Source organism: Pseudomonas sp. stari2 (assembly GCF_040760005.1).
Lineage (GTDB): Bacteria > Pseudomonadota > Gammaproteobacteria > Pseudomonadales > Pseudomonadaceae > Aquipseudomonas.
This window is the reverse complement of sequence record NZ_CP099760.1, coordinates 5,384,943-5,402,606: the sequence shown is the minus strand read 5'-3', so window position 1 is coordinate 5,402,606 and position 17,664 is coordinate 5,384,943. Positions and strand designations below refer to the sequence as shown.

Here is a 17,664-nt window from a genome sequence, read left to right as displayed (position 1 = left end):
TAGCGCTTGTTCTTCGGGCGCTCTGCCGTTAACCTGCGCGGCGGAGAGTCGATCGGACAGTCGCTGCCCTCTATGAAAATTAGGGGGGGGAGGAAAGTCCGGGCTCCATAGGGCGAAGTGCCAGGTAATGCCTGGGGGGCGTGAGCCTACGGAAAGTGCCACAGAAAATAACCGCCTAAGCGCTTCGGCGCCGGTAAGGGTGAAAAGGTGCGGTAAGAGCGCACCGCACGTCTGGCAACAGTTCGTGGCTAGGTAAACCCCACTTGGAGCAAGACCAAATAGGGTCCCAAGGCGTGGCCCGCGCTGGGACCGGGTAGGTTGCTAAAGATGTCCAGTGATGGCCATCGTAGACGAATGACTGTTCAAGACAGAACCCGGCTTACAGATCGACTCTCCACCTTTTTCTTTTCCCTGCTTGAATTAAAGGCGACAGGGCTGTTTATTATCAGCAGGCCTGCTCTGGAAGTCCGGCAGCGGCAACCGCAGTAATAGCCATTTCCCACCTTGCTTCAATCAACAGCAGAAGCGCTTTTGTAATACCGAAAAAATCTTACTCTTAACAAATTACTTTAACTTTCGAGCGCAGCTTTCAGTGCTGCATCAAGTTATTGGATAAAAGCATCCGCCGGATTCTCGTTGCTCCTCCTTTTATGCTCCTAAATCTCCGTTCTGTAAGGGTTTTCCTTTGATCCGCGCCTTGACGGTGTGGTGGGCGCATTCCTATAGTGTGCGCAAGTGGCGGAAAGTGGCATGAAGTGGGTTTTTTGAGCTCAAAACGATAAAAATTGGAGAAACGCAGACGTGTTTCGCGGAGCTAACGCTATCAGTCTCGACGCAAAGGGCCGTCTCGCCATGCCGAGCCGGTACCGTGACGAGCTCGTTTCGCGTAGTTCCGGCCAGTTGATCGTGACCATTGATGCCGTTGATCCGTGCCTGTGTGTCTACCCGCTCGATGAGTGGGAAATTATTGAAACCAAATTGCGCGCGCTTCCTTCGCTCCGCGAAGAGAACCGTCGTCTGCAACGTTTATTGATTGGTAACGCCGTCGACCTTGAACTCGACGGCAGTGGTCGTTTTCTGGTGCCGCCGCGCCTGCGCGAATACGCAAAGCTGGACAAGCGCGCGATGCTGGTCGGCCAACTGAACAAGTTCCAACTGTGGGACGAAGATGCCTGGAACGCGGTTTCTGCCGCTGACCTGGCTGCCATACAACAACCGGGCGCCATGCCTGACGAACTGCGTGATCTGATCCTGTGACTATTGATAGCGGCTTTAACCACATCACCGTACTGCTTGACGAAGCCGTCGAGGCTCTCGCCGTACGTCCTGATGGCTGCTATCTGGACGGCACGTTCGGGCGCGGCGGGCACAGTCGGTTGATCCTCAGCAAGCTCGGCCCGGATGGCCGGCTCATCGGATTCGACAAAGATCCACAAGCGATTGCCACCGGGCAAACGCTAGCGGCCGAAGACGGCCGCTTTGTCGTTGTGCAGCGCAGCTTTGCCGAGCTCGGCTCGGTGGTTGCCGAGCGCGGTCTGGCCGGCAAGGTCAGCGGCATTCTGCTCGACCTCGGCGTGTCCTCGCCGCAGCTCGATGACGCCGAGCGCGGCTTCAGCTTCCTCAACGATGGCCCGCTGGACATGCGCATGGATCCGTCCCGTGGCATCAGTGCGGCGGAGTTCGTCAACACTGCGCCGGTAGAAGAAATCGCCCGGGTGTTCAAGGAATATGGCGAAGAGCGTTTCTCCGGCCGCATGGCCCGTGCCGTGGCCGAGCGCCGCGACATCACTCCGTTCGAGCGCACCGCCGATCTGGCCGAAGTGCTGAAAGTCGCCAACCCGGCGTGGGAAAAGGGCAAGAACCCGGCCACCCGTGCATTCCAGGGCCTGCGCATTCACGTCAACAACGAACTGGGCGATCTGGAAGCGGGCCTTGAAGCCGCGCTCGAATGCCTGGAAGTGGGCGGCCGCCTGGTCGTGATCAGCTTCCACTCGCTGGAAGACCGTATCGTCAAATTGTTCATGCGCAAGCTGGTGAAAGGCGAAGCCGACAACCTGCCGCGCAACCTGCCGGTTCGCCACGTCGCGTTCGAACCGAAAATCAAGATCCATGGCAAAGCGCAGACGGCCTCCGACGCCGAACTCAAAGCCAACCCACGTTCCCGTAGCGCCGTCATGCGCGTCGCGGAGAAGCTGCGGTGAGCAAGCTTTTCGCCAAGCCACTGCCCGGCGGCAGCTTTTTCATGCTGCTGCTGTTCATCGGCGTACTCGTGTCGGCCATCGGCGTGTCCTATAGCGCCCACTGGAACCGGCAGTTGCTCAATACCCTTTACAACGAGCTCAGCGTGCGCGACAAGGCGCAGGCCGAGTGGGGGCGCCTGATTCTCGAGCAAAGCACCTGGACCGCCCACAGCCGGATCGAAGTGCTGGCCACCGAACAACTCAAGATGCACATCCCCGGCGCGGCTGACGTGAAGATGGTGGCGCCATGATGAAACTCGAAGGGGCTCTCTTCCCGTGGCGCTTCCGTCTGGTCGTCGGTCTGCTCGGCGTGATGGTGGCGGCGATCTGCTGGCGCATCATCGACCTCCAGGTTATCGACCGTGACTTCCTCAAAGGTCAGGGCGATGCGCGCAGCGTTCGTCATATTCCGATTCCCGCACACCGTGGTCTGATCACTGACCGCAATGGCGAGCCTCTGGCCGTGAGTACGCCGGTGACCACCCTGTGGGCCAACGCCAAGGAAATGCAACTGGCCAAGGAAAAGTGGCCGGCGCTCGCCGCTGCCCTGGGCCAGGATCCGAAAGCCCTGGCCGAGCGTCTTGAGGCCCAGGCGAATAAAGAATTCATTTATCTGGTGCGCGGGCTGACCCCCGAGCAGGGCCAGGCCGTGCTCGACCTGAAAGTGCCGGGCGTCTACGGCATCGAAGAATTCCGCCGGTTCTATCCGGCCGGTGAAGTCACCGCGCACATGGTCGGGTTCACCGACATCGATGACCACGGTCGTGAAGGCGTCGAACTGGCCTACGACGAATGGCTGGCCGGCGTACCCGGCAAGCGGCAGGTCATCAAGGATCGGCGCGGACGGCTGATCAAGGATGTCCAGGTCACCAAGAACGCCAAGGCCGGCAAGCCCTTGGCGTTGTCCATTGACCTGCGTCTGCAATACCTGGCCAACCGCGAGCTGCGCAACGCGATCATCGAAAATGGCGCCAAGGCCGGCAGTCTGGTGATCATGGACGTGAAGACTGGCGAGATCCTCGCCATGGTCAATCAGCCGACCTACAACCCGAACAACCGTCGCAACCTGCAACCGGCGATGATGCGTAATCGCGCGATGATCGACGTGTTCGAACCGGGTTCGACCATGAAAGCGATCTCGATGAGCGCCGCGATCGAGACTGGGCGCTGGAAACCGAGTGACACCGTCGAGGTGTATCCGGGCTCCCTGCAGATCGGCAAATACACCATCAAGGACGTGTCGAAGACCGAAGGTCCGGTACTCGATCTGACCGGCATTCTGATCAATTCCAGTAACGTCGGCATGAGTAAGGTCGCGTTCGATATCGGCGGCGAAACCATTTTCCGTCTCGCACAGAAAGTCGGCCTCGGCCAGGACACCGGCCTCGGCTTCCCGGGCGAACGTGTCGGCAACCTGCCGAACTACCGCGAGTGGCGTAAGGCCGAAACCGCAACGCTGTCCTACGGCTACGGTATTTCGGTGACCGCAATTCAGCTGGTGCACGCTTTCTCGGCGCTGGCCAACAACGGTCGCCTCGCGCCGCTGACCCTGATCAAAACCGACAAGGCGCCGCAGACCACCCAGGTGCTGCCGGAAGCTGTCGCGAAAACCATGCAAGGCATGCTGCAACAAGTGATCGAGGCCCCGCGCGGTGTATTCCGTGCGCAGGTACCGGCCTATCACGTAGCGGGCAAGTCGGGTACTGCGCGCAAGACTTCGGTCGGCACCAAGGGTTACGCCGAAAACTCGTACCGTTCATTGTTCGCCGGTTTCGGCCCGATGAGCGATCCGCGTTACGCCATCGTCGTAGTGATCGATGAACCGAGCAAGGCCGGTTACTTCGGCGGTCTGGTTTCGGCGCCGGTGTTCAGCCGTGTGATGTCCGGCACCCTGCGTCTGATGAACGTTACCCCGGACAACCTGCCGACAACACAACAGGCCAATGCCACCCCGGCCGTACCGCTGAAAGCCAATGGAGGGCGCGGCTGATGTCTCTTAGTCTGAACAAGATTTTTCCCCACGCCGGCCACGATCTGTTGATCCGTGAACTGGCGCTCGATAGTCGCAACGTGCGCGCGGGTGACCTGTTCCTCGCCGTGCCAGGCGGCAAGTTCGACGGTCGTTCGCACATCGCCGACGCCTTGCAGCGCGGCGCCGCTGCCGTGGCTTATGAAGTGGAAGGCGCCACCGTGCTGCCGATCACCGAAGTGCCGCTGATTCCGGTCAAAGGCCTGGCGGCGCAGCTGTCGGACATCGCCGGGCGTTTTTATGGTGAGCCAAGTCATCATATGAATCTGATTGGCGTCACTGGCACCAACGGCAAGACCAGCGTGACTCAGCTGGTGGCGCAGGCGCTGGACCTGCTCGGTCAGCATTGCGGCATCGTCGGCACCTTGGGCTCCGGTTTCCACGGCTCGCTGCAAAGCGGCCTGCACACCACGCCGAATCCGATCGCCATGCAAGCGACCCTGGGCGACCTGAAAAAGGCTGGCGCCAAAGCCGTGGCCATGGAAGTTTCGTCCCATGGTCTGGATCAGGGCCGAGTCACCGCACTGGCGTTCGACGTCGCGGTGATGACCAACCTGTCCCGCGATCATCTCGATTACCACGGCACCATGGAGGCCTATGCAGAAGCGAAGGCCAAGCTGTTTGCCTGGAATGACTTGAAGTGCCGCGTGGTCAATCTGGATGACGATTTCGGCCGGCAACTGGCCGCTGAAAAACGTGAGTCGCGTCTGATCACCTATAGCCTGCTCGACAGCAGCGCCTATCTGTATGTCCGTGAAGCGCAGTTCGACGACCATGGCGTGCGTGCCACGCTGGTGACGCCGCAGGGCGAACATCATCTGCGCAGCACGTTGCTGGGCCGTTTCAACCTGAGCAACGTCCTGGCTGCGGTCGGCGCCTTGCTCGGCCTGGACTACGCCCTCGACGAAATCCTCAAGGTGCTGCCAAAACTCGAAGGCCCGGCCGGACGCATGCAGCGTCTCGGCGGTGGCACCCAGCCGCTGGTGGTGGTCGATTACGCCCACACCCCGGATGCGCTGGAAAAAGTTCTGACCGCTTTGCGCCCGCACGTCAAAGGTCAACTGCTGTGCCTGTTCGGCTGCGGCGGTGATCGCGATCGCGGCAAGCGACCGCTGATGGCCGAAGTGGTCGAGCGTCTGGCCGACCGCGTGCTGGTCACCGACGACAATCCGCGCACCGAAGATCCGGCGGTGATTTTCGATGACATCCGCGCCGGCTTCACGGCTGTGGATAACGTCACATTCGTGGCCGGTCGCGGCCAGGCCATCGCACAACTGATCGCCAGCGCTTCGGCGGATGACGTGATCGTTCTGGCCGGCAAAGGTCACGAGGACTATCAGGAAATCAACGGCGAGCGCCACGCATTCTCTGATCTGGTCGAGGCCGATCATGCCCTGACCGCGTGGGAGGTGGCCCATGCTTAAGGCCCTGAAACTCAGCGAACTGACCAACGCACTCGACGCGCGGCTGATCAGCGCGGACGCCAGCTTCGACGGCGTGAGCATCGACAGCCGCGCCATCAGGGCCGGCCAACTGTTTATCGCCCTGACCGGCCCGCGTTTCGACGGTCATGACTATCTGAATGAAGTCGCCGCAAAAGGCGCCGTTGCTGCATTGGTCGAGCGCGAAGTCGCCGACAGCACGCTGCCGCAATTGTTGGTCAAGGACACCCGACAGGCGCTCGGCCAATTGGGTGCGCTGAACCGTGCCGCGTTCACCAGACCGGTCGCGGCCGTGACCGGCTCCAGCGGCAAGACCACGGTCAAGGAAATGCTCGCGAGCATCCTGCGCACGCGCGGTTCGGTACACGCGACCCGTGGCAACCTGAACAACGACCTCGGCGTACCGCTGACCCTGCTCGAACTCGCCCCGGAACACAGCGCGGCGGTGATCGAACTGGGCGCCTCGCGTCTGGGTGAAATCGCCTACACCGTAGGGCTGACCAAGCCACACGTGGCGATCCTCAACAACGCCGGGACCGCCCATGTCGGCGAGTTTGGCGGGCCGGAGAAAATCGTCGAAGCCAAGGGCGAAATCATCGAAGGGCTGGCGGCTGACGGCATTGCCGTGCTGAATCTCGATGACAAGGCGTTCGGTATCTGGAAGACCCGCGCTGCCGGTCGCAAGGTGCTGACCTTTGCCCTGAGCAACTCGCAGGCGGATTTCCACGCCAGCGAGCTGGCCACCGATGCCCGTGGCTGCCCGGCGTTCAACCTGCACAGTCCTGAAGGTGTGGAACGGGTTCAACTGAACCTGCTCGGCACCCATAACGTTGCCAATGCCTTGGCCGCCGCTGCTGCCGCTCACGCCCTGGGCGTGTCGCTGTTCGGCATCGCCACCGGGCTTGGCGCAGTACAGCCGGTCAAGGGTCGCACCGTCGCGCAACTGGCGAAAAACGGCATGCGCGTGATCGATGACACTTACAACGCGAACCCCACCTCGATGTGCGCGGCCGTTGATATACTCGCCGGCTTTTCCGGCCGCACCGTCCTGGTGCTCGGGGATATCGGCGAGTTGGGCGACTGGGCGGAGCAGGGGCACCGCGACGTGGGCGAATACGCCCGGGGCAAGGTTTCCGCGCTTTACGCCGTCGGGCCGAACATGGTCCACGCCGTGAACGCATTCGGCCAAGAGGCGCATCACTTCGGCACACAGGCCGAACTGATCCAGGCCCTCGGTGCCGAGCAGGACAAAAACACCACTATTTTGATCAAGGGTTCGCGCAGCGCGGCGATGGAAAACATCGTTGCGGCCCTGTGCGGGTCCAGTCTGGAGAAACATTAATGCTGCTGCTGCTAGCGGAGTATCTGCAACAGTTCTACAAAGGCTTCGCGGTCTTCCAGTACCTGACCCTGCGCGGGATCCTCGGTGTGCTGACCGCGCTCGTCCTGTCGCTGTGCTACGGCCCGTGGATGATCCGCACCCTGCAGAACCGTCAGATCGGCCAATCGGTTCGTAACGATGGTCCGCAATCGCACCTGTCAAAATCCGGTACGCCGACCATGGGCGGCGCACTGATTCTGTCTTCGATCGGCGTCAGCACCCTGTTGTGGGCTGACCTGAGCAACCGTTACGTGTGGGTCGTGTTGCTGGTGACCCTGCTGTTCGGCGCCATCGGCTGGGTTGACGATTACCGCAAGGTGATCGAGAAGAACTCCCGTGGCCTGCCAAGCCGCTGGAAATATTTCTGGCAGTCGGTGTTCGGCCTCGGCGCGGCGATCTTCCTTTATATGACTGCCGCCACTCCGGTGGAAACCACCCTGATCCTGCCGATGCTCAAGGACTACAGCATTCCGCTGGGCGCCGGTTTCATCGTGCTGACCTACTTCGTGATCGTCGGCTCGAGCAACGCGGTCAACCTGACCGACGGCCTCGACGGTCTGGCGATCATGCCGACGGTGATGGTCGGCGGTGGCCTGGGCATCTTCTGCTACCTGTCGGGTAACGTGAAATTCGCTGAATACCTGTTGATCCCGTACGTACCGGGCGCGGGCGAGTTGATCGTGTTCTGCGGCGCGCTGATCGGCGCCGGTCTGGGCTTCCTGTGGTTCAACACCTACCCGGCACAAGTCTTCATGGGTGACGTCGGCGCACTGGCGCTGGGCGCAGCCCTGGGCACCATCGCGGTGATCGTCCGTCAGGAAATCGTCCTGTTCATCATGGGCGGCGTGTTCGTGATGGAAACCCTGTCAGTCGTCATTCAGGTTGCTTCCTTTAAGCTGACCGGTCGCCGTGTGTTCCGCATGGCGCCGATACACCACCACTTTGAACTCAAAGGCTGGCCCGAGCCGCGCGTGATCGTCCGTTTCTGGATCATCACCGTGATTCTCGTGCTGATCGGCCTTGCCACCCTGAAGCTGAGGTAGAACGAGTGTCTCTGATCGCTTCTGACCACTTCCGCATCGTTGTCGGCCTCGGCAAGAGCGGCATGTCCCTGGTTCGCTTCCTGGCGAACCGGGGCGTGGCGTTTGCCGTGGCCGACACGCGGGAAAATCCACCGGAACTGGCCACGCTCCAGCGTGACTATCCGCACGTGGAAGTGCGTTGTGGCGAGCTGGACGTCGAGTTCCTGTGCCGTGCCGACGAGCTCTACGTGAGCCCCGGCCTGGCGCTGGCGACCCCGGCCCTGCAAGCCGCCGCGGCCCGTGGCGTGAAGTTGTCCGGCGACATCGAGCTGTTCGCGCGTAACGCGAAGGCGCCGATTGTGGCCATCAGCGGTTCCAACGCGAAAAGCACTGTCACCACCCTGGTCGGCGAGATGGCGGCTGCGGCCGGCAAACGCGTGGCCGTGGGCGGTAACCTCGGTACGCCGGCGCTGGATCTGCTCAGCGATGACGTCGAGCTGTACGTGATGGAGCTGTCGAGCTTCCAGCTGGAAACCACCGATCAGCTCAACGCCGAAGTGGCGACCGTGCTCAACATCAGTGAAGACCACATGGATCGCTACAGCGGTCTGCCGGCCTATCACCTGGCCAAGCACCGGATCTTCCGTGGCGCCAGGCAGTTCGTGGTCAACCGGCAGGATGCGTTGACCCGGCCGCTGATGGGCGAGGGCCAGCCATGCTGGACCTTCGGCCTGACCACGCCCGATTTCAAGGCGTTCGGTCTGCGCGAAGAGAATGGCGAGAAATACCTGGCCTTCGAATTCCAGAACCTGATGCCGGTGCGTGAACTGAAGATTCGCGGTGCCCACAACCAGTCCAACGCCTTGGCGGCGCTGGCGCTCGGTCATGCGGTCGGTCTGCCGTTCGACGCCATGCTCGCGGCCCTGCGCAACTTCGCCGGCCTCGAGCATCGCTGCCAGTGGGTGCGAGACCTGGACGGCGTTGGCTACTACAACGATTCCAAAGCCACCAACGTTGGTGCCGCGCTGGCTGCCATCGAGGGCCTGGGCGCGGACATCAGCGGCAAGGTCGTGCTGATCGCCGGCGGCGACGGCAAGGGTGCCGAGTTCAAGGATCTGCGTGATCCGGCAGCGGCCCATTGCCGTGCCGTGATCCTGATGGGCCGCGATTCCGACAGGATCGGCGAGGCCATCGGCGATGCGGTGCCGCTGATCCGTGCCACCACACTGATCGACGCTGTCGAAAAATGCCGCACCGCTGCCCAACCGGGTGATGTGGTGCTGCTGTCGCCGGCCTGCGCCAGTTTCGACATGTTCAAGAATTACGAAGACCGTGGTCACCAGTTCGTCCGCGCCGTGGAGGATCTGGCATGAGTCTGCGAAACATCATCAAGCCGTATCCGTCGCCGATCATCACCGGGCGCGGGATCGACCTCGATTTCCCGATGCTCGCCGGTTGCCTGGCGCTGCTCGGCCTGGGCCTGATCATGATTGCTTCGGCATCCACCGAGGTGGGTGCAGTGCAGTCGGGCAGCGCTCTCTACTATATGACCCGTCACCTGATCTACGTGGTGCTGGGCCTGGGCGCGTGCATCGTCACCATGATGATTCCGATCGCCACCTGGCAACGCCTGGGCTGGATGATGCTGATCGGCGCGTTCGGCCTGCTGGTGATGGTGATCGTCCCGGGGATCGGCCGTGAGGTGAACGGTTCGATGCGCTGGATCGGTTTCAGCTTCTTCAACGTTCAGCCGTCCGAGATCGCCAAGGTGTTCGTGGTGATTTACCTCGCCGGTTATCTGGTGCGTCGTCAGAAGGAAGTGCGCGAAAGCTGGATGGGCTTCTTCAAGCCTTTCATCGTGCTGCTGCCGATGGCGGGCCTGTTGCTGATGGAGCCGGACTTCGGTGCCACCGTCGTAATGATGGGCGCTGCGGCGGCGATGCTGTTTCTGGGCGGGGTCGGATTGTTCCGGTTCTCGCTGATGGTGCTGCTGGCGGTGGCGGCGGTGGTGTTGCTGATCCAGATGCAACCGTACCGGATGGCGCGTCTGACCAACTTCGCCGACCCGTGGGCCGACCAGTTCGGCGCAGGCTATCAATTGTCCCAGGCCTTGATCGCCTTCGGTCGCGGCGAGTGGCTGGGTGTTGGGCTGGGCAACAGCGTGCAGAAGCAGTTCTATCTGCCGGAAGCCCACACCGACTTCGTGTTCTCGGTACTGGCCGAGGAACTGGGCGCGGTGGGCTCGCTGTGCACCGTGGCGCTGTTCGTGTTCGTGTGTATCCGCGGCATGTACATCGGTCTGTGGGCCGAGAAAGCCAAACAGTTTTTTGCCGCTTATGTTGCCTACGGCCTGTCGTTCCTGTGGATCGGTCAGTTCCTGATCAACATCGGCGTGAACGTCGGCCTGTTGCCGACCAAGGGCCTGACCTTGCCGTTCCTCAGCTATGGCGGCAGTTCCCTGGTGATCTGCTGCGCCTGCCTTGGCCTGTTGCTGAGGATCGAGTGGGAGAGCCGGACCCACCTGGGCAGTGAAGAGATGGAATTCCATGAGAGCGACTTCGCCGAGGAGCCGAGCCATGGGCGCTAACGTATTGATCATGGCCGGTGGTACCGGCGGCCACGTGTTCCCGGCACTGTCCTGTGCCCGTGAATTCCAGGCGCGCGGCTACACCGTGCACTGGCTCGGCACGCCACGGGGGATCGAGAACGACCTGGTGCCGGCTGCCGGCCTCGAATTGCATCGCATCAACGCCACCGGCCTGCGCGGCAAGGGCAAGCTTTCGCTGCTCAAGGCGCCGTTCATGTTGCTGAAGTCGGTGTGGCAGGCGCGGGCGATCATTCGCCGCCTGCGTCCGGTGTGCGTGGTCGGTTTTGGTGGTTATGTGACCGGCCCCGGCGGCATCGCCGCCAAACTGGCCGATGTGCCGGTGATCGTTCACGAACAGAACGCCGTGGCCGGCACCGCCAATCGGTTGCTGGTGCCGTTCGCCGCCCGGGTGTGTGAAGCGTTCCCCGACACCTTTACCCTGTCGGACAGCCGCCGTACCACCGGCAACCCGGTGCGCAGCGAGCTGTTCCTCGAAACACCGCGTGCGGCACTGGCCGGACGCAAGGCGCGTTTGCTGATCCTGGGCGGAAGCCTGGGCGCAGAACCGTTGAACAAGTTGCTGCCTGAAGCCCTGTCGCAAGTCGCTGCCGATTTGCGTCCGGAAGTGTTTCATCAGGCCGGCAAAAATCACGATGAAGTGACTGCAGAGCGCTACCGCGCCGCCGGCGTGGACGCGCAGGTGCAGCCTTTCATCAAGGACATGGCTCAGGCCTATGGCTGGGCTGACATCGTGGTGTGCCGTGCAGGCGCATTGACCGTCAGCGAGCTGGCCGCCGCCGGTCTGCCGTCGATGCTGGTGCCTTTGCCCCACGCGATCGACGATCACCAGACCCGCAACGCCGATTATCTGGCCCGCGAAGGCGCTGCCTTCCTGATGCCGCAAAGAACGACTGGTGCCGCGGACCTTGCCGCGCGCCTGACAGAGGTCTTGATGCAACCGCAACGACTCGAAGAAATGGCCCGAGCGGCCCGCCGTCTGGCAAAACCCGAAGCCACCCGCAGCGTGGTCGATACCTGTCTGGAGGTGGCCCATGGTTGAGAATCAGAAAGCCATGCCGCAACCGGAGATGCGCCGCATCCGTCGCATCCACTTCGTCGGGATCGGCGGCGTGGGCATGTGCGGTATCGCTGAAGTGTTGCTGAACCTGGGTTACGCCGTGTCCGGCTCCGACCTCAAGGCTTCGCCGGTCACCGAGCGCCTGGAATCGTTCGGTGCGCAGATCTTCATCGGCCACCGTGCCGAGAACGCCGCAGCCGCCGACGTGCTGGTGGTATCGAGTGCCGTGAACACTTCCAACCCGGAAGTCGCGACCGCGCTGGAACGCCGTATTCCGGTGGTGCCGCGTGCCGAGATGCTCGCCGAGCTGATGCGCTACCGCCACGGCATCGCCGTCGCCGGTACCCATGGCAAAACCACCACCACCAGCCTGATCGCTTCGGTGTTCGCCGCCGGTGGCCTGGACCCGACGTTCGTCATCGGTGGTCGCCTGAACGCCGCGGGCACCAATGCCCAGCTCGGCACCAGCCGCTACCTGATCGCCGAGGCCGACGAGAGCGACGCCAGCTTCCTGCACCTGCAACCGCTGGTGGCCGTGGTCACCAACATCGACGCAGACCACATGGCGACCTACGACGGTGACTTCAACAAACTGAAGAAAACCTTCGTCGAGTTCCTGCACAACCTGCCGTTCTACGGTTTGGCGGTGATGTGCCTGGACGATCCGGTGGTGCGTGAAATCCTGCCGCAGGTGAAGCGTCCGACCGTGACCTACGGCTTCAGCGAAGACGCTGACGTGCGCGCCATTAATGTGCGCCAGCAGGGCATGCAGACCTTCTTCACTGTGCTGCGCCCTGATCGCGAGCCGCTGGATGTGTCCGTGAACATGCCGGGCAACCACAACGTGCTCAATTCCCTCGCGACCATCTGCATCGCTACCGACGAAGGCGTCAGCGATGAAGCCATCGTCCAGGGCCTGTCCGGGTTCCAGGGTGTCGGCCGACGCTTCCAGGTCTACGGCGAACTGCCGGTGGACGGCGGCAACGTGATGCTGGTCGACGACTACGGCCACCACCCGACCGAAGTCGCGGCGGTGATCAAGGCTGTGCGCGGTGGCTGGCCAGAGCGCCGTCTGGTGATGGTCTACCAGCCGCACCGCTACAGCCGCACCCGTGACCTGTACGACGATTTCGTCAATGTACTGGCCGACGCCAACGTGCTGCTGCTGATGGAAGTCTATCCGGCCGGCGAAGAGCCGATCCCGGGGGCCGACAGCCGCAAGCTGTGCAACAGCATCCGTCAGCGCGGTCAGCTGGACCCGATCTACATCGAGCGCGGTGTCGATCTGGCGCCGCTGGTCAAGCCGCTGCTGCGTGCCGGCGACATTCTGCTGTGCCAGGGCGCCGGTGACATCGGCGGCCTCGCACCGAAACTGTTGAAAAGCGAGTTGTTCGCCGGTGCCGTGGCGGCGCCGGTCGAGGGGAAGTTGAAATGACTGCTGCCTACGCCAATCTGTTCTCCACCATTGCCCCGAAAGACTTCGGCCGCGTTGCCGTGCTGTTCGGTGGCTTGAGTGCCGAGCGTGAAGTCTCGCTGAAGTCCGGCAACGCTGTGCTCACTGCGCTGCAAAGCGCCGGTGTGGACGCGTTCGGGATCGACGTCGGCGCAGACATTCTGCAGCGCTTGCTGAGCGAAAAAATCGACCGCGCGTTCATCATCCTCCACGGTCGTGGCGGTGAAGACGGCAGCATGCAAGGCCTGCTTGAAGTGGCCGGCATTCCATACACCGGCAGCGGCATCCTGGCTTCGGCGCTGGCGATGGACAAACTGCGCACCAAGCAGGTCTGGCACACGTTGGGGATTCCGACGCCGCGTCACGCCGTGCTGCGCAGCGAGGCCGATTGTATTTCGGCAGCGACGGAACTGGGCTTCCCTTTGATCGTCAAACCGGCGCATGAAGGTTCAAGTATCGGGATGGCCAAAGTGAGTTCTGCGTCCGAGTTGATCGACGCATGGAAAGCGGCCAGTACCTACGATTCGCAAGTGTTGGTCGAGCAATGGATCCACGGTCCCGAGTTCACCATCGCCACCCTGCGTGACCAGGTGTTGCCTCCTATCGCGCTGGGCACGCCACACACGTTCTACGACTACGACGCCAAGTACATCGCCAACGATACCCAGTATCGGATTCCGTGCGGGCTCGATGCCGCCAAGGAAAAGGAACTCATGGACCTCACGGCGCAAGCCTGCGAGGCGCTGGGTATCGCCGGTTGGGGCCGGGCAGACGTGATGCAGGACGCCGACGGCAAATTCTGGTTCCTGGAAGTCAACACCGCTCCCGGCATGACCGATCACAGCCTGGTACCGATGGCGGCGAAAGCGGCCGGTCTGGATTTCCAGCAACTGGTCCTGGCCATTCTGGCCGCCAGTGTCGATGCCGATGGCAAGAAAGAGGCGCGAGGTTAAGACCATGCAAGGCGCACATCTCAGACATCAGCCACCCGCACCCGGCCGCAAGCCGGTGCCGCGGGGTGCCAGCCGAATGGTGGCCAAAGAGCCGATGTCCGCGCGCCTGCCGAAAGCCAACTTCGGCTTCTTGAAAAGTCTGTTCTGGCCGGTGCTGCTGGTGGCCCTGGGGTTCGGTACTTACGAAGGCGCGCAGCGTCTGTTGCCGTACGCCGACCGGCCGATCACCAAGATCGCCGTGCAGGGCGACCTGAGTTACATCAGCCAGCAAGCGGTGCAGCAGCGGATCGCCCCGTACGTGGCGTCGAGCTTCTTCACCATCGACCTGGCGAGCATGCGCACCGAGCTTGAGCAGATGCCGTGGATCGCCCACGCCGAAGTACGTCGGGTGTGGCCGGATCAGGTGGTGATCCGCCTCGAAGAGCAACTGCCGGTGGCCCGCTGGGGCGACGAGTCGTTGCTCAACAACCAGGGCCAGGCGTTCACGCCCAAGGAACTGGCGAACTACGAACACCTGCCGCAGCTGTTCGGCCCGCAGCGGGCCCAGCAGCAAGTGATGCAGCAATACCAGGTACTGAGCCAGATGCTCCGGCCATTGGGCTTCTCGATTGCGCGGCTCGAGCTGCGTGAACGTGGCAGCTGGTTCCTGACCACCGGTGCCGGCAGTTCCGGTCCCGGGATCGAACTGCTGCTGGGACGCGGCAACCTGGTGGAAAGGATGCGCCGCTTCATTGCCATCTACGACAAGACGCTTAAAGACCAGATTACGAACATTGCGCGCATCGATCTGCGCTACGCCAACGGCCTCGCTGTTGGCTGGCGGGAACCAGTAGCGCCGACGACAGCCCAACCCGCTGTCGCAAAGAATTAAGAAGAGGCAGGACCCATGGCAAACGTGCAAAGCGGCAAAATGATCGTCGGTCTCGATATCGGCACCTCCAAGGTGGTGGCGCTGGTCGGCGAGGTTGCGGACGACGGCACGCTCGATATCGTCGGGATCGGTACCCATCCGTCCCGCGGCCTGAAGAAAGGCGTGGTGGTGAACATCGAGTCCACCGTGCAATCGATCCAGCGCGCGATCGAAGAAGCCCAGTTGATGGCGGGCTGCCGCATTCACTCGGCGTTCGTCGGCGTGGCGGGCAATCACATCCGTAGCCTGAACTCCCACGGCATCGTGGCGATCCGCGACCGCGAAGTCAGCTCGGCAGACCTGGAGCGCGTACTTGATGCCGCCCAGGCCGTGGCGATCCCGGCTGATCAGCGCGTGCTGCACACCTTGCCGCAGGACTATGTGATCGATAACCAGGAAGGCGTGCGCGAGCCGCTGGGCATGTCCGGCGTGCGTCTGGAAGCCAAGGTCCACGTGGTCACCTGCGCCGTCAACGCCGCACAGAACATTGAAAAATGCGTGCGTCGCTGCGGTCTGGAAATCGACGACATCATTCTCGAGCAACTGGCTTCGGCTTACTCGGTCCTGACCGACGACGAAAAAGAACTGGGCGTGTGCCTGGTCGACATCGGCGGCGGCACCACCGACATCGCGATCTTCACCGAAGGCGCCATCCGCCACACGGCCGTGATCCCGATTGCCGGCGACCAGGTGACCAACGACATCGCCATGGCGTTGCGCACCCCGACCCAATACGCCGAAGAGATCAAGATCCGCTACGCCTGCGCCCTGGCCAAACTGGCCGGTGCCGGCGAGACCATCAAAGTGCCGAGCGTCGGCGATCGTCCGCCGCGCGAACTGTCGCGTCAGGCCCTGGCCGAAGTGGTCGAGCCGCGTTACGACGAACTGTTCACCCTGATCCAGGCTGAGCTGCGTCGCAGCGGCTACGAAGACCTGATCCCGGCCGGCATCGTGCTGACCGGCGGTACGTCGAAGATGGAAGGTGCCACCGAACTGGCCGAGGAAATCTTCCACATGCCGGTACGCCTCGGTGTGCCGCACGGCGTGAAGGGCCTTGATGACGTGGTGCGCAACCCGATTTATTCCACTGGCGTGGGCTTGTTGATGTACGGCCTGCAGAAGCAGTCCGACGGGATCTCGTTCTCGGGCATCGGCAGCCGCGACAGCTACAGCAATGATGAGCCGCAGGCGCCGTTGCTGGACCGTTTGAAGAAGTGGGTTCAAGGCAACTTCTAAAGATTTACCGCAGCACCGCAACAAAATGCAGTAGGCGAAAAAACTAGAGAATGTAAGGAGAGGGAAAATGTTCGAACTCGTAGACAACATCCCCGCAAGCCCGGTAATCAAAGTTATCGGTGTTGGCGGTGGCGGCGGCAACGCTGTCAACCACATGGTCAAGAGCAACATCGAAGGCGTCGAGTTCATCTGCGCCAACACCGATGCTCAAGCGCTGAAAAACATCGGCGCGCGTACCATCCTGCAACTGGGCACCGGCGTGACCAAAGGCCTGGGCGCCGGCGCCAACCCGGAAGTCGGCCGTCAGGCTGCGCTGGAAGATCGCGAGCGCATCGCTGAAGTGCTGGCCGGCACCAACATGGTGTTCATCACCACCGGCATGGGCGGCGGTACCGGTACCGGTGCAGCGCCGATCATCGCCGAAGTGGCCAAGGAAATGGGCATCCTGACCGTTGCGGTCGTGACCCGTCCGTTCCCGTTCGAAGGCCGCAAGCGTATGCAGATCGCCGACGAAGGCATCCGCATGCTCTCGGAAAGCGTCGACTCGTTGATCACCATTCCCAACGAAAAGCTGCTGACCATCCTCGGTAAAGACGCAAGCCTCTTGTCGGCTTTCGCCAAGGCTGACGATGTACTGGCCGGTGCCGTTCGCGGTATCTCCGACATCATCAAGCGTCCGGGCATGATCAACGTCGACTTCGCCGACGTACGCACCGTGATGAGCGAAATGGGCATGGCGATGATGGGCACTGGCTGCGCCAGCGGTCCGAACCGTGCGCGTGAAGCCACCGAAGCGGCCATCCGCAACCCGTTGCTGGAAGACGTGAACCTGCAAGGTGCACGCGGCATCCTGGTGAACATCACCGCCGGTCCTGACCTGTCCCTGGGTGAGTACTCCGACGTTGGTTCGATCATCGAAGCCTTCGCTTCCGAGCACGCAATGGTCAAGGTCGGTACCGTTATCGATCCGGACATGCGCGACGAGCTGCACGTGACCGTCGTTGCCACCGGTCTGGGCGCAAAAATCGAGAAGCCAGTGAAGGTCATCGACAACACCGTTCACACCACCATGGCTTCCGCTCCGGTGCAACAACAGGCCCCTGCGCGTCAGGAACAACCTGCTGTGAACTACCGTGACCTGGACCGTCCGACCGTCATGCGCAACCAGGCTCAGGCCGGTGCTGCGACTGCCGCGAAGATGAATCCGCAAGATGACTTGGACTACCTGGACATCCCGGCTTTCCTGCGTCGTCAGGCTGATTGATGGAATGTATCAGGGCTATGAAGGTGATTGGTGTTCAGCAAAGGCTCGGTCTGCTATTATCGCCAGCCT

Annotated in this window: 15 protein-coding genes and 1 other RNA gene; all 16 read left to right on the top strand. The window is 62.1% G+C overall.

The genetic code is table 11. The annotated features are described in order from the left end of the window. The first annotated feature begins 44 nt into the window (after positions 1-44). The 16 genes from rnpB (at position 45) to ftsZ (ending at position 17,595) form a co-directional block, all read left to right on the top strand. Positions 45-398: RNase P RNA component class A (rnpB, locus tag NH234_RS24705), an RNA gene on the top strand. 403 nt (positions 399-801) lie between these two features. Further along, a complete protein-coding gene (gene mraZ / locus NH234_RS24700; protein WP_003205355.1) occupies positions 802-1,257 on the top strand; it encodes a division/cell wall cluster transcriptional repressor MraZ in 456 nt (151 codons plus the stop codon). A 2-nt stretch (positions 1,258-1,259) separates the two neighbouring features. Next, the gene (gene rsmH, locus NH234_RS24695) at positions 1,260-2,201 is read left to right on the top strand and encodes a 16S rRNA (cytosine(1402)-N(4))-methyltransferase RsmH (RefSeq protein ID WP_265815100.1); all 942 of its coding nucleotides are present in this window, start codon (positions 1,260-1,262) and stop codon (positions 2,199-2,201) included. After that, complete coding sequence (gene ftsL / locus NH234_RS24690) at positions 2,198-2,491, top strand: cell division protein FtsL (RefSeq protein WP_007956777.1); 294 nt, start codon at positions 2,198-2,200, stop codon at positions 2,489-2,491. The genes rsmH and ftsL overlap by 4 nt, the downstream gene beginning before the upstream one ends. After that, positions 2,491-4,230: a peptidoglycan D,D-transpeptidase FtsI family protein gene (locus NH234_RS24685; protein WP_367257242.1), complete on the top strand. Its 1,740-nt coding sequence runs from the start codon at positions 2,491-2,493 to the stop codon at positions 4,228-4,230. The genes ftsL and NH234_RS24685 overlap by 1 nt, the downstream gene beginning before the upstream one ends. After that, positions 4,230-5,693: a UDP-N-acetylmuramoyl-L-alanyl-D-glutamate--2,6-diaminopimelate ligase gene (locus NH234_RS24680; protein ID WP_367254541.1), complete on the top strand. Its 1,464-nt coding sequence runs from the start codon at positions 4,230-4,232 to the stop codon at positions 5,691-5,693. Before NH234_RS24685 ends, NH234_RS24680 begins: the two co-directional genes overlap by 1 nt. Next, complete coding sequence (gene murF, locus NH234_RS24675; protein ID WP_367254539.1) at positions 5,686-7,053, top strand: UDP-N-acetylmuramoyl-tripeptide--D-alanyl-D-alanine ligase; 1,368 nt, start codon at positions 5,686-5,688, stop codon at positions 7,051-7,053. Before NH234_RS24680 ends, murF begins: the two co-directional genes overlap by 8 nt. Beyond that, positions 7,053-8,135 (top strand): phospho-N-acetylmuramoyl-pentapeptide-transferase, encoded by a 1,083-nt coding sequence (gene mraY, locus NH234_RS24670; RefSeq protein ID WP_015096766.1) that lies wholly within the window; start codon positions 7,053-7,055, stop codon positions 8,133-8,135. Before murF ends, mraY begins: the two co-directional genes overlap by 1 nt. Before the next feature lie 5 nt (positions 8,136-8,140). Beyond that, positions 8,141-9,487 (top strand): UDP-N-acetylmuramoyl-L-alanine--D-glutamate ligase, encoded by a 1,347-nt coding sequence (murD, locus tag NH234_RS24665; protein ID WP_085733670.1) that lies wholly within the window; start codon positions 8,141-8,143, stop codon positions 9,485-9,487. A gap of 2 nt (positions 9,488-9,489) precedes the next feature. Continuing rightward, positions 9,490-10,701, top strand: a complete 1,212-nt coding sequence (ftsW, locus tag NH234_RS24660) for a putative lipid II flippase FtsW (protein ID WP_367257241.1) — start codon at positions 9,490-9,492, stop codon at positions 10,699-10,701. Then, positions 10,691-11,761, top strand: a complete 1,071-nt coding sequence (murG, locus tag NH234_RS24655; RefSeq protein WP_367254537.1) for an undecaprenyldiphospho-muramoylpentapeptide beta-N-acetylglucosaminyltransferase — start codon at positions 10,691-10,693, stop codon at positions 11,759-11,761. Before ftsW ends, murG begins: the two co-directional genes overlap by 11 nt. Beyond that, positions 11,754-13,214 (top strand): UDP-N-acetylmuramate--L-alanine ligase, encoded by a 1,461-nt coding sequence (murC, locus tag NH234_RS24650; protein ID WP_085733672.1) that lies wholly within the window; start codon positions 11,754-11,756, stop codon positions 13,212-13,214. Before murG ends, murC begins: the two co-directional genes overlap by 8 nt. Next, a complete protein-coding gene (locus tag NH234_RS24645) occupies positions 13,211-14,185 on the top strand; it encodes a D-alanine--D-alanine ligase (protein WP_007956758.1) in 975 nt (324 codons plus the stop codon). The genes murC and NH234_RS24645 overlap by 4 nt, the downstream gene beginning before the upstream one ends. Positions 14,186-14,189: 4 nt before the next feature. Further along, a complete protein-coding gene (locus tag NH234_RS24640; RefSeq protein ID WP_085700832.1) occupies positions 14,190-15,056 on the top strand; it encodes a cell division protein FtsQ/DivIB in 867 nt (288 codons plus the stop codon). 15 nt (positions 15,057-15,071) lie between these two features. Continuing rightward, positions 15,072-16,331: a cell division protein FtsA gene (ftsA, locus tag NH234_RS24635; protein WP_065261511.1), complete on the top strand. Its 1,260-nt coding sequence runs from the start codon at positions 15,072-15,074 to the stop codon at positions 16,329-16,331. A gap of 67 nt (positions 16,332-16,398) precedes the next feature. Further along, positions 16,399-17,595: a cell division protein FtsZ gene (gene ftsZ, locus NH234_RS24630; RefSeq protein WP_085709356.1), complete on the top strand. Its 1,197-nt coding sequence runs from the start codon at positions 16,399-16,401 to the stop codon at positions 17,593-17,595. Positions 17,596-17,664 lie beyond the last annotated feature (69 nt).

Bases quoted from the DNA above. Each gene is read 5' to 3' on its own strand.
- NH234_RS24680 (WP_367254541.1), top strand. From the start codon at position 4,230: ATGTCTCTTAGTCTGAACAAGATTTTTCCCCACGCCGGCCACGATCTG.
- mraY (WP_015096766.1), top strand. From the start codon at position 7,053: ATGCTGCTGCTGCTAGCGGAGTATCTGCAACAGTTCTACAAAGGCTTC.
- murF (WP_367254539.1), top strand. From the start codon at position 5,686: ATGCTTAAGGCCCTGAAACTCAGCGAACTGACCAACGCACTCGACGCG.
- murG (WP_367254537.1), top strand. From the start codon at position 10,691: ATGGGCGCTAACGTATTGATCATGGCCGGTGGTACCGGCGGCCACGTG.
- NH234_RS24640 (WP_085700832.1), top strand. From the start codon at position 14,190: ATGCAAGGCGCACATCTCAGACATCAGCCACCCGCACCCGGCCGCAAG.
- murC (WP_085733672.1), top strand. From the start codon at position 11,754: ATGGTTGAGAATCAGAAAGCCATGCCGCAACCGGAGATGCGCCGCATC.
- NH234_RS24645 (WP_007956758.1), top strand. From the start codon at position 13,211: ATGACTGCTGCCTACGCCAATCTGTTCTCCACCATTGCCCCGAAAGAC.
- ftsZ (WP_085709356.1), top strand. From the start codon at position 16,399: ATGTTCGAACTCGTAGACAACATCCCCGCAAGCCCGGTAATCAAAGTT.
- ftsA (WP_065261511.1), top strand. From the start codon at position 15,072: ATGGCAAACGTGCAAAGCGGCAAAATGATCGTCGGTCTCGATATCGGC.
- NH234_RS24685 (WP_367257242.1), top strand. From the start codon at position 2,491: ATGAAACTCGAAGGGGCTCTCTTCCCGTGGCGCTTCCGTCTGGTCGTC.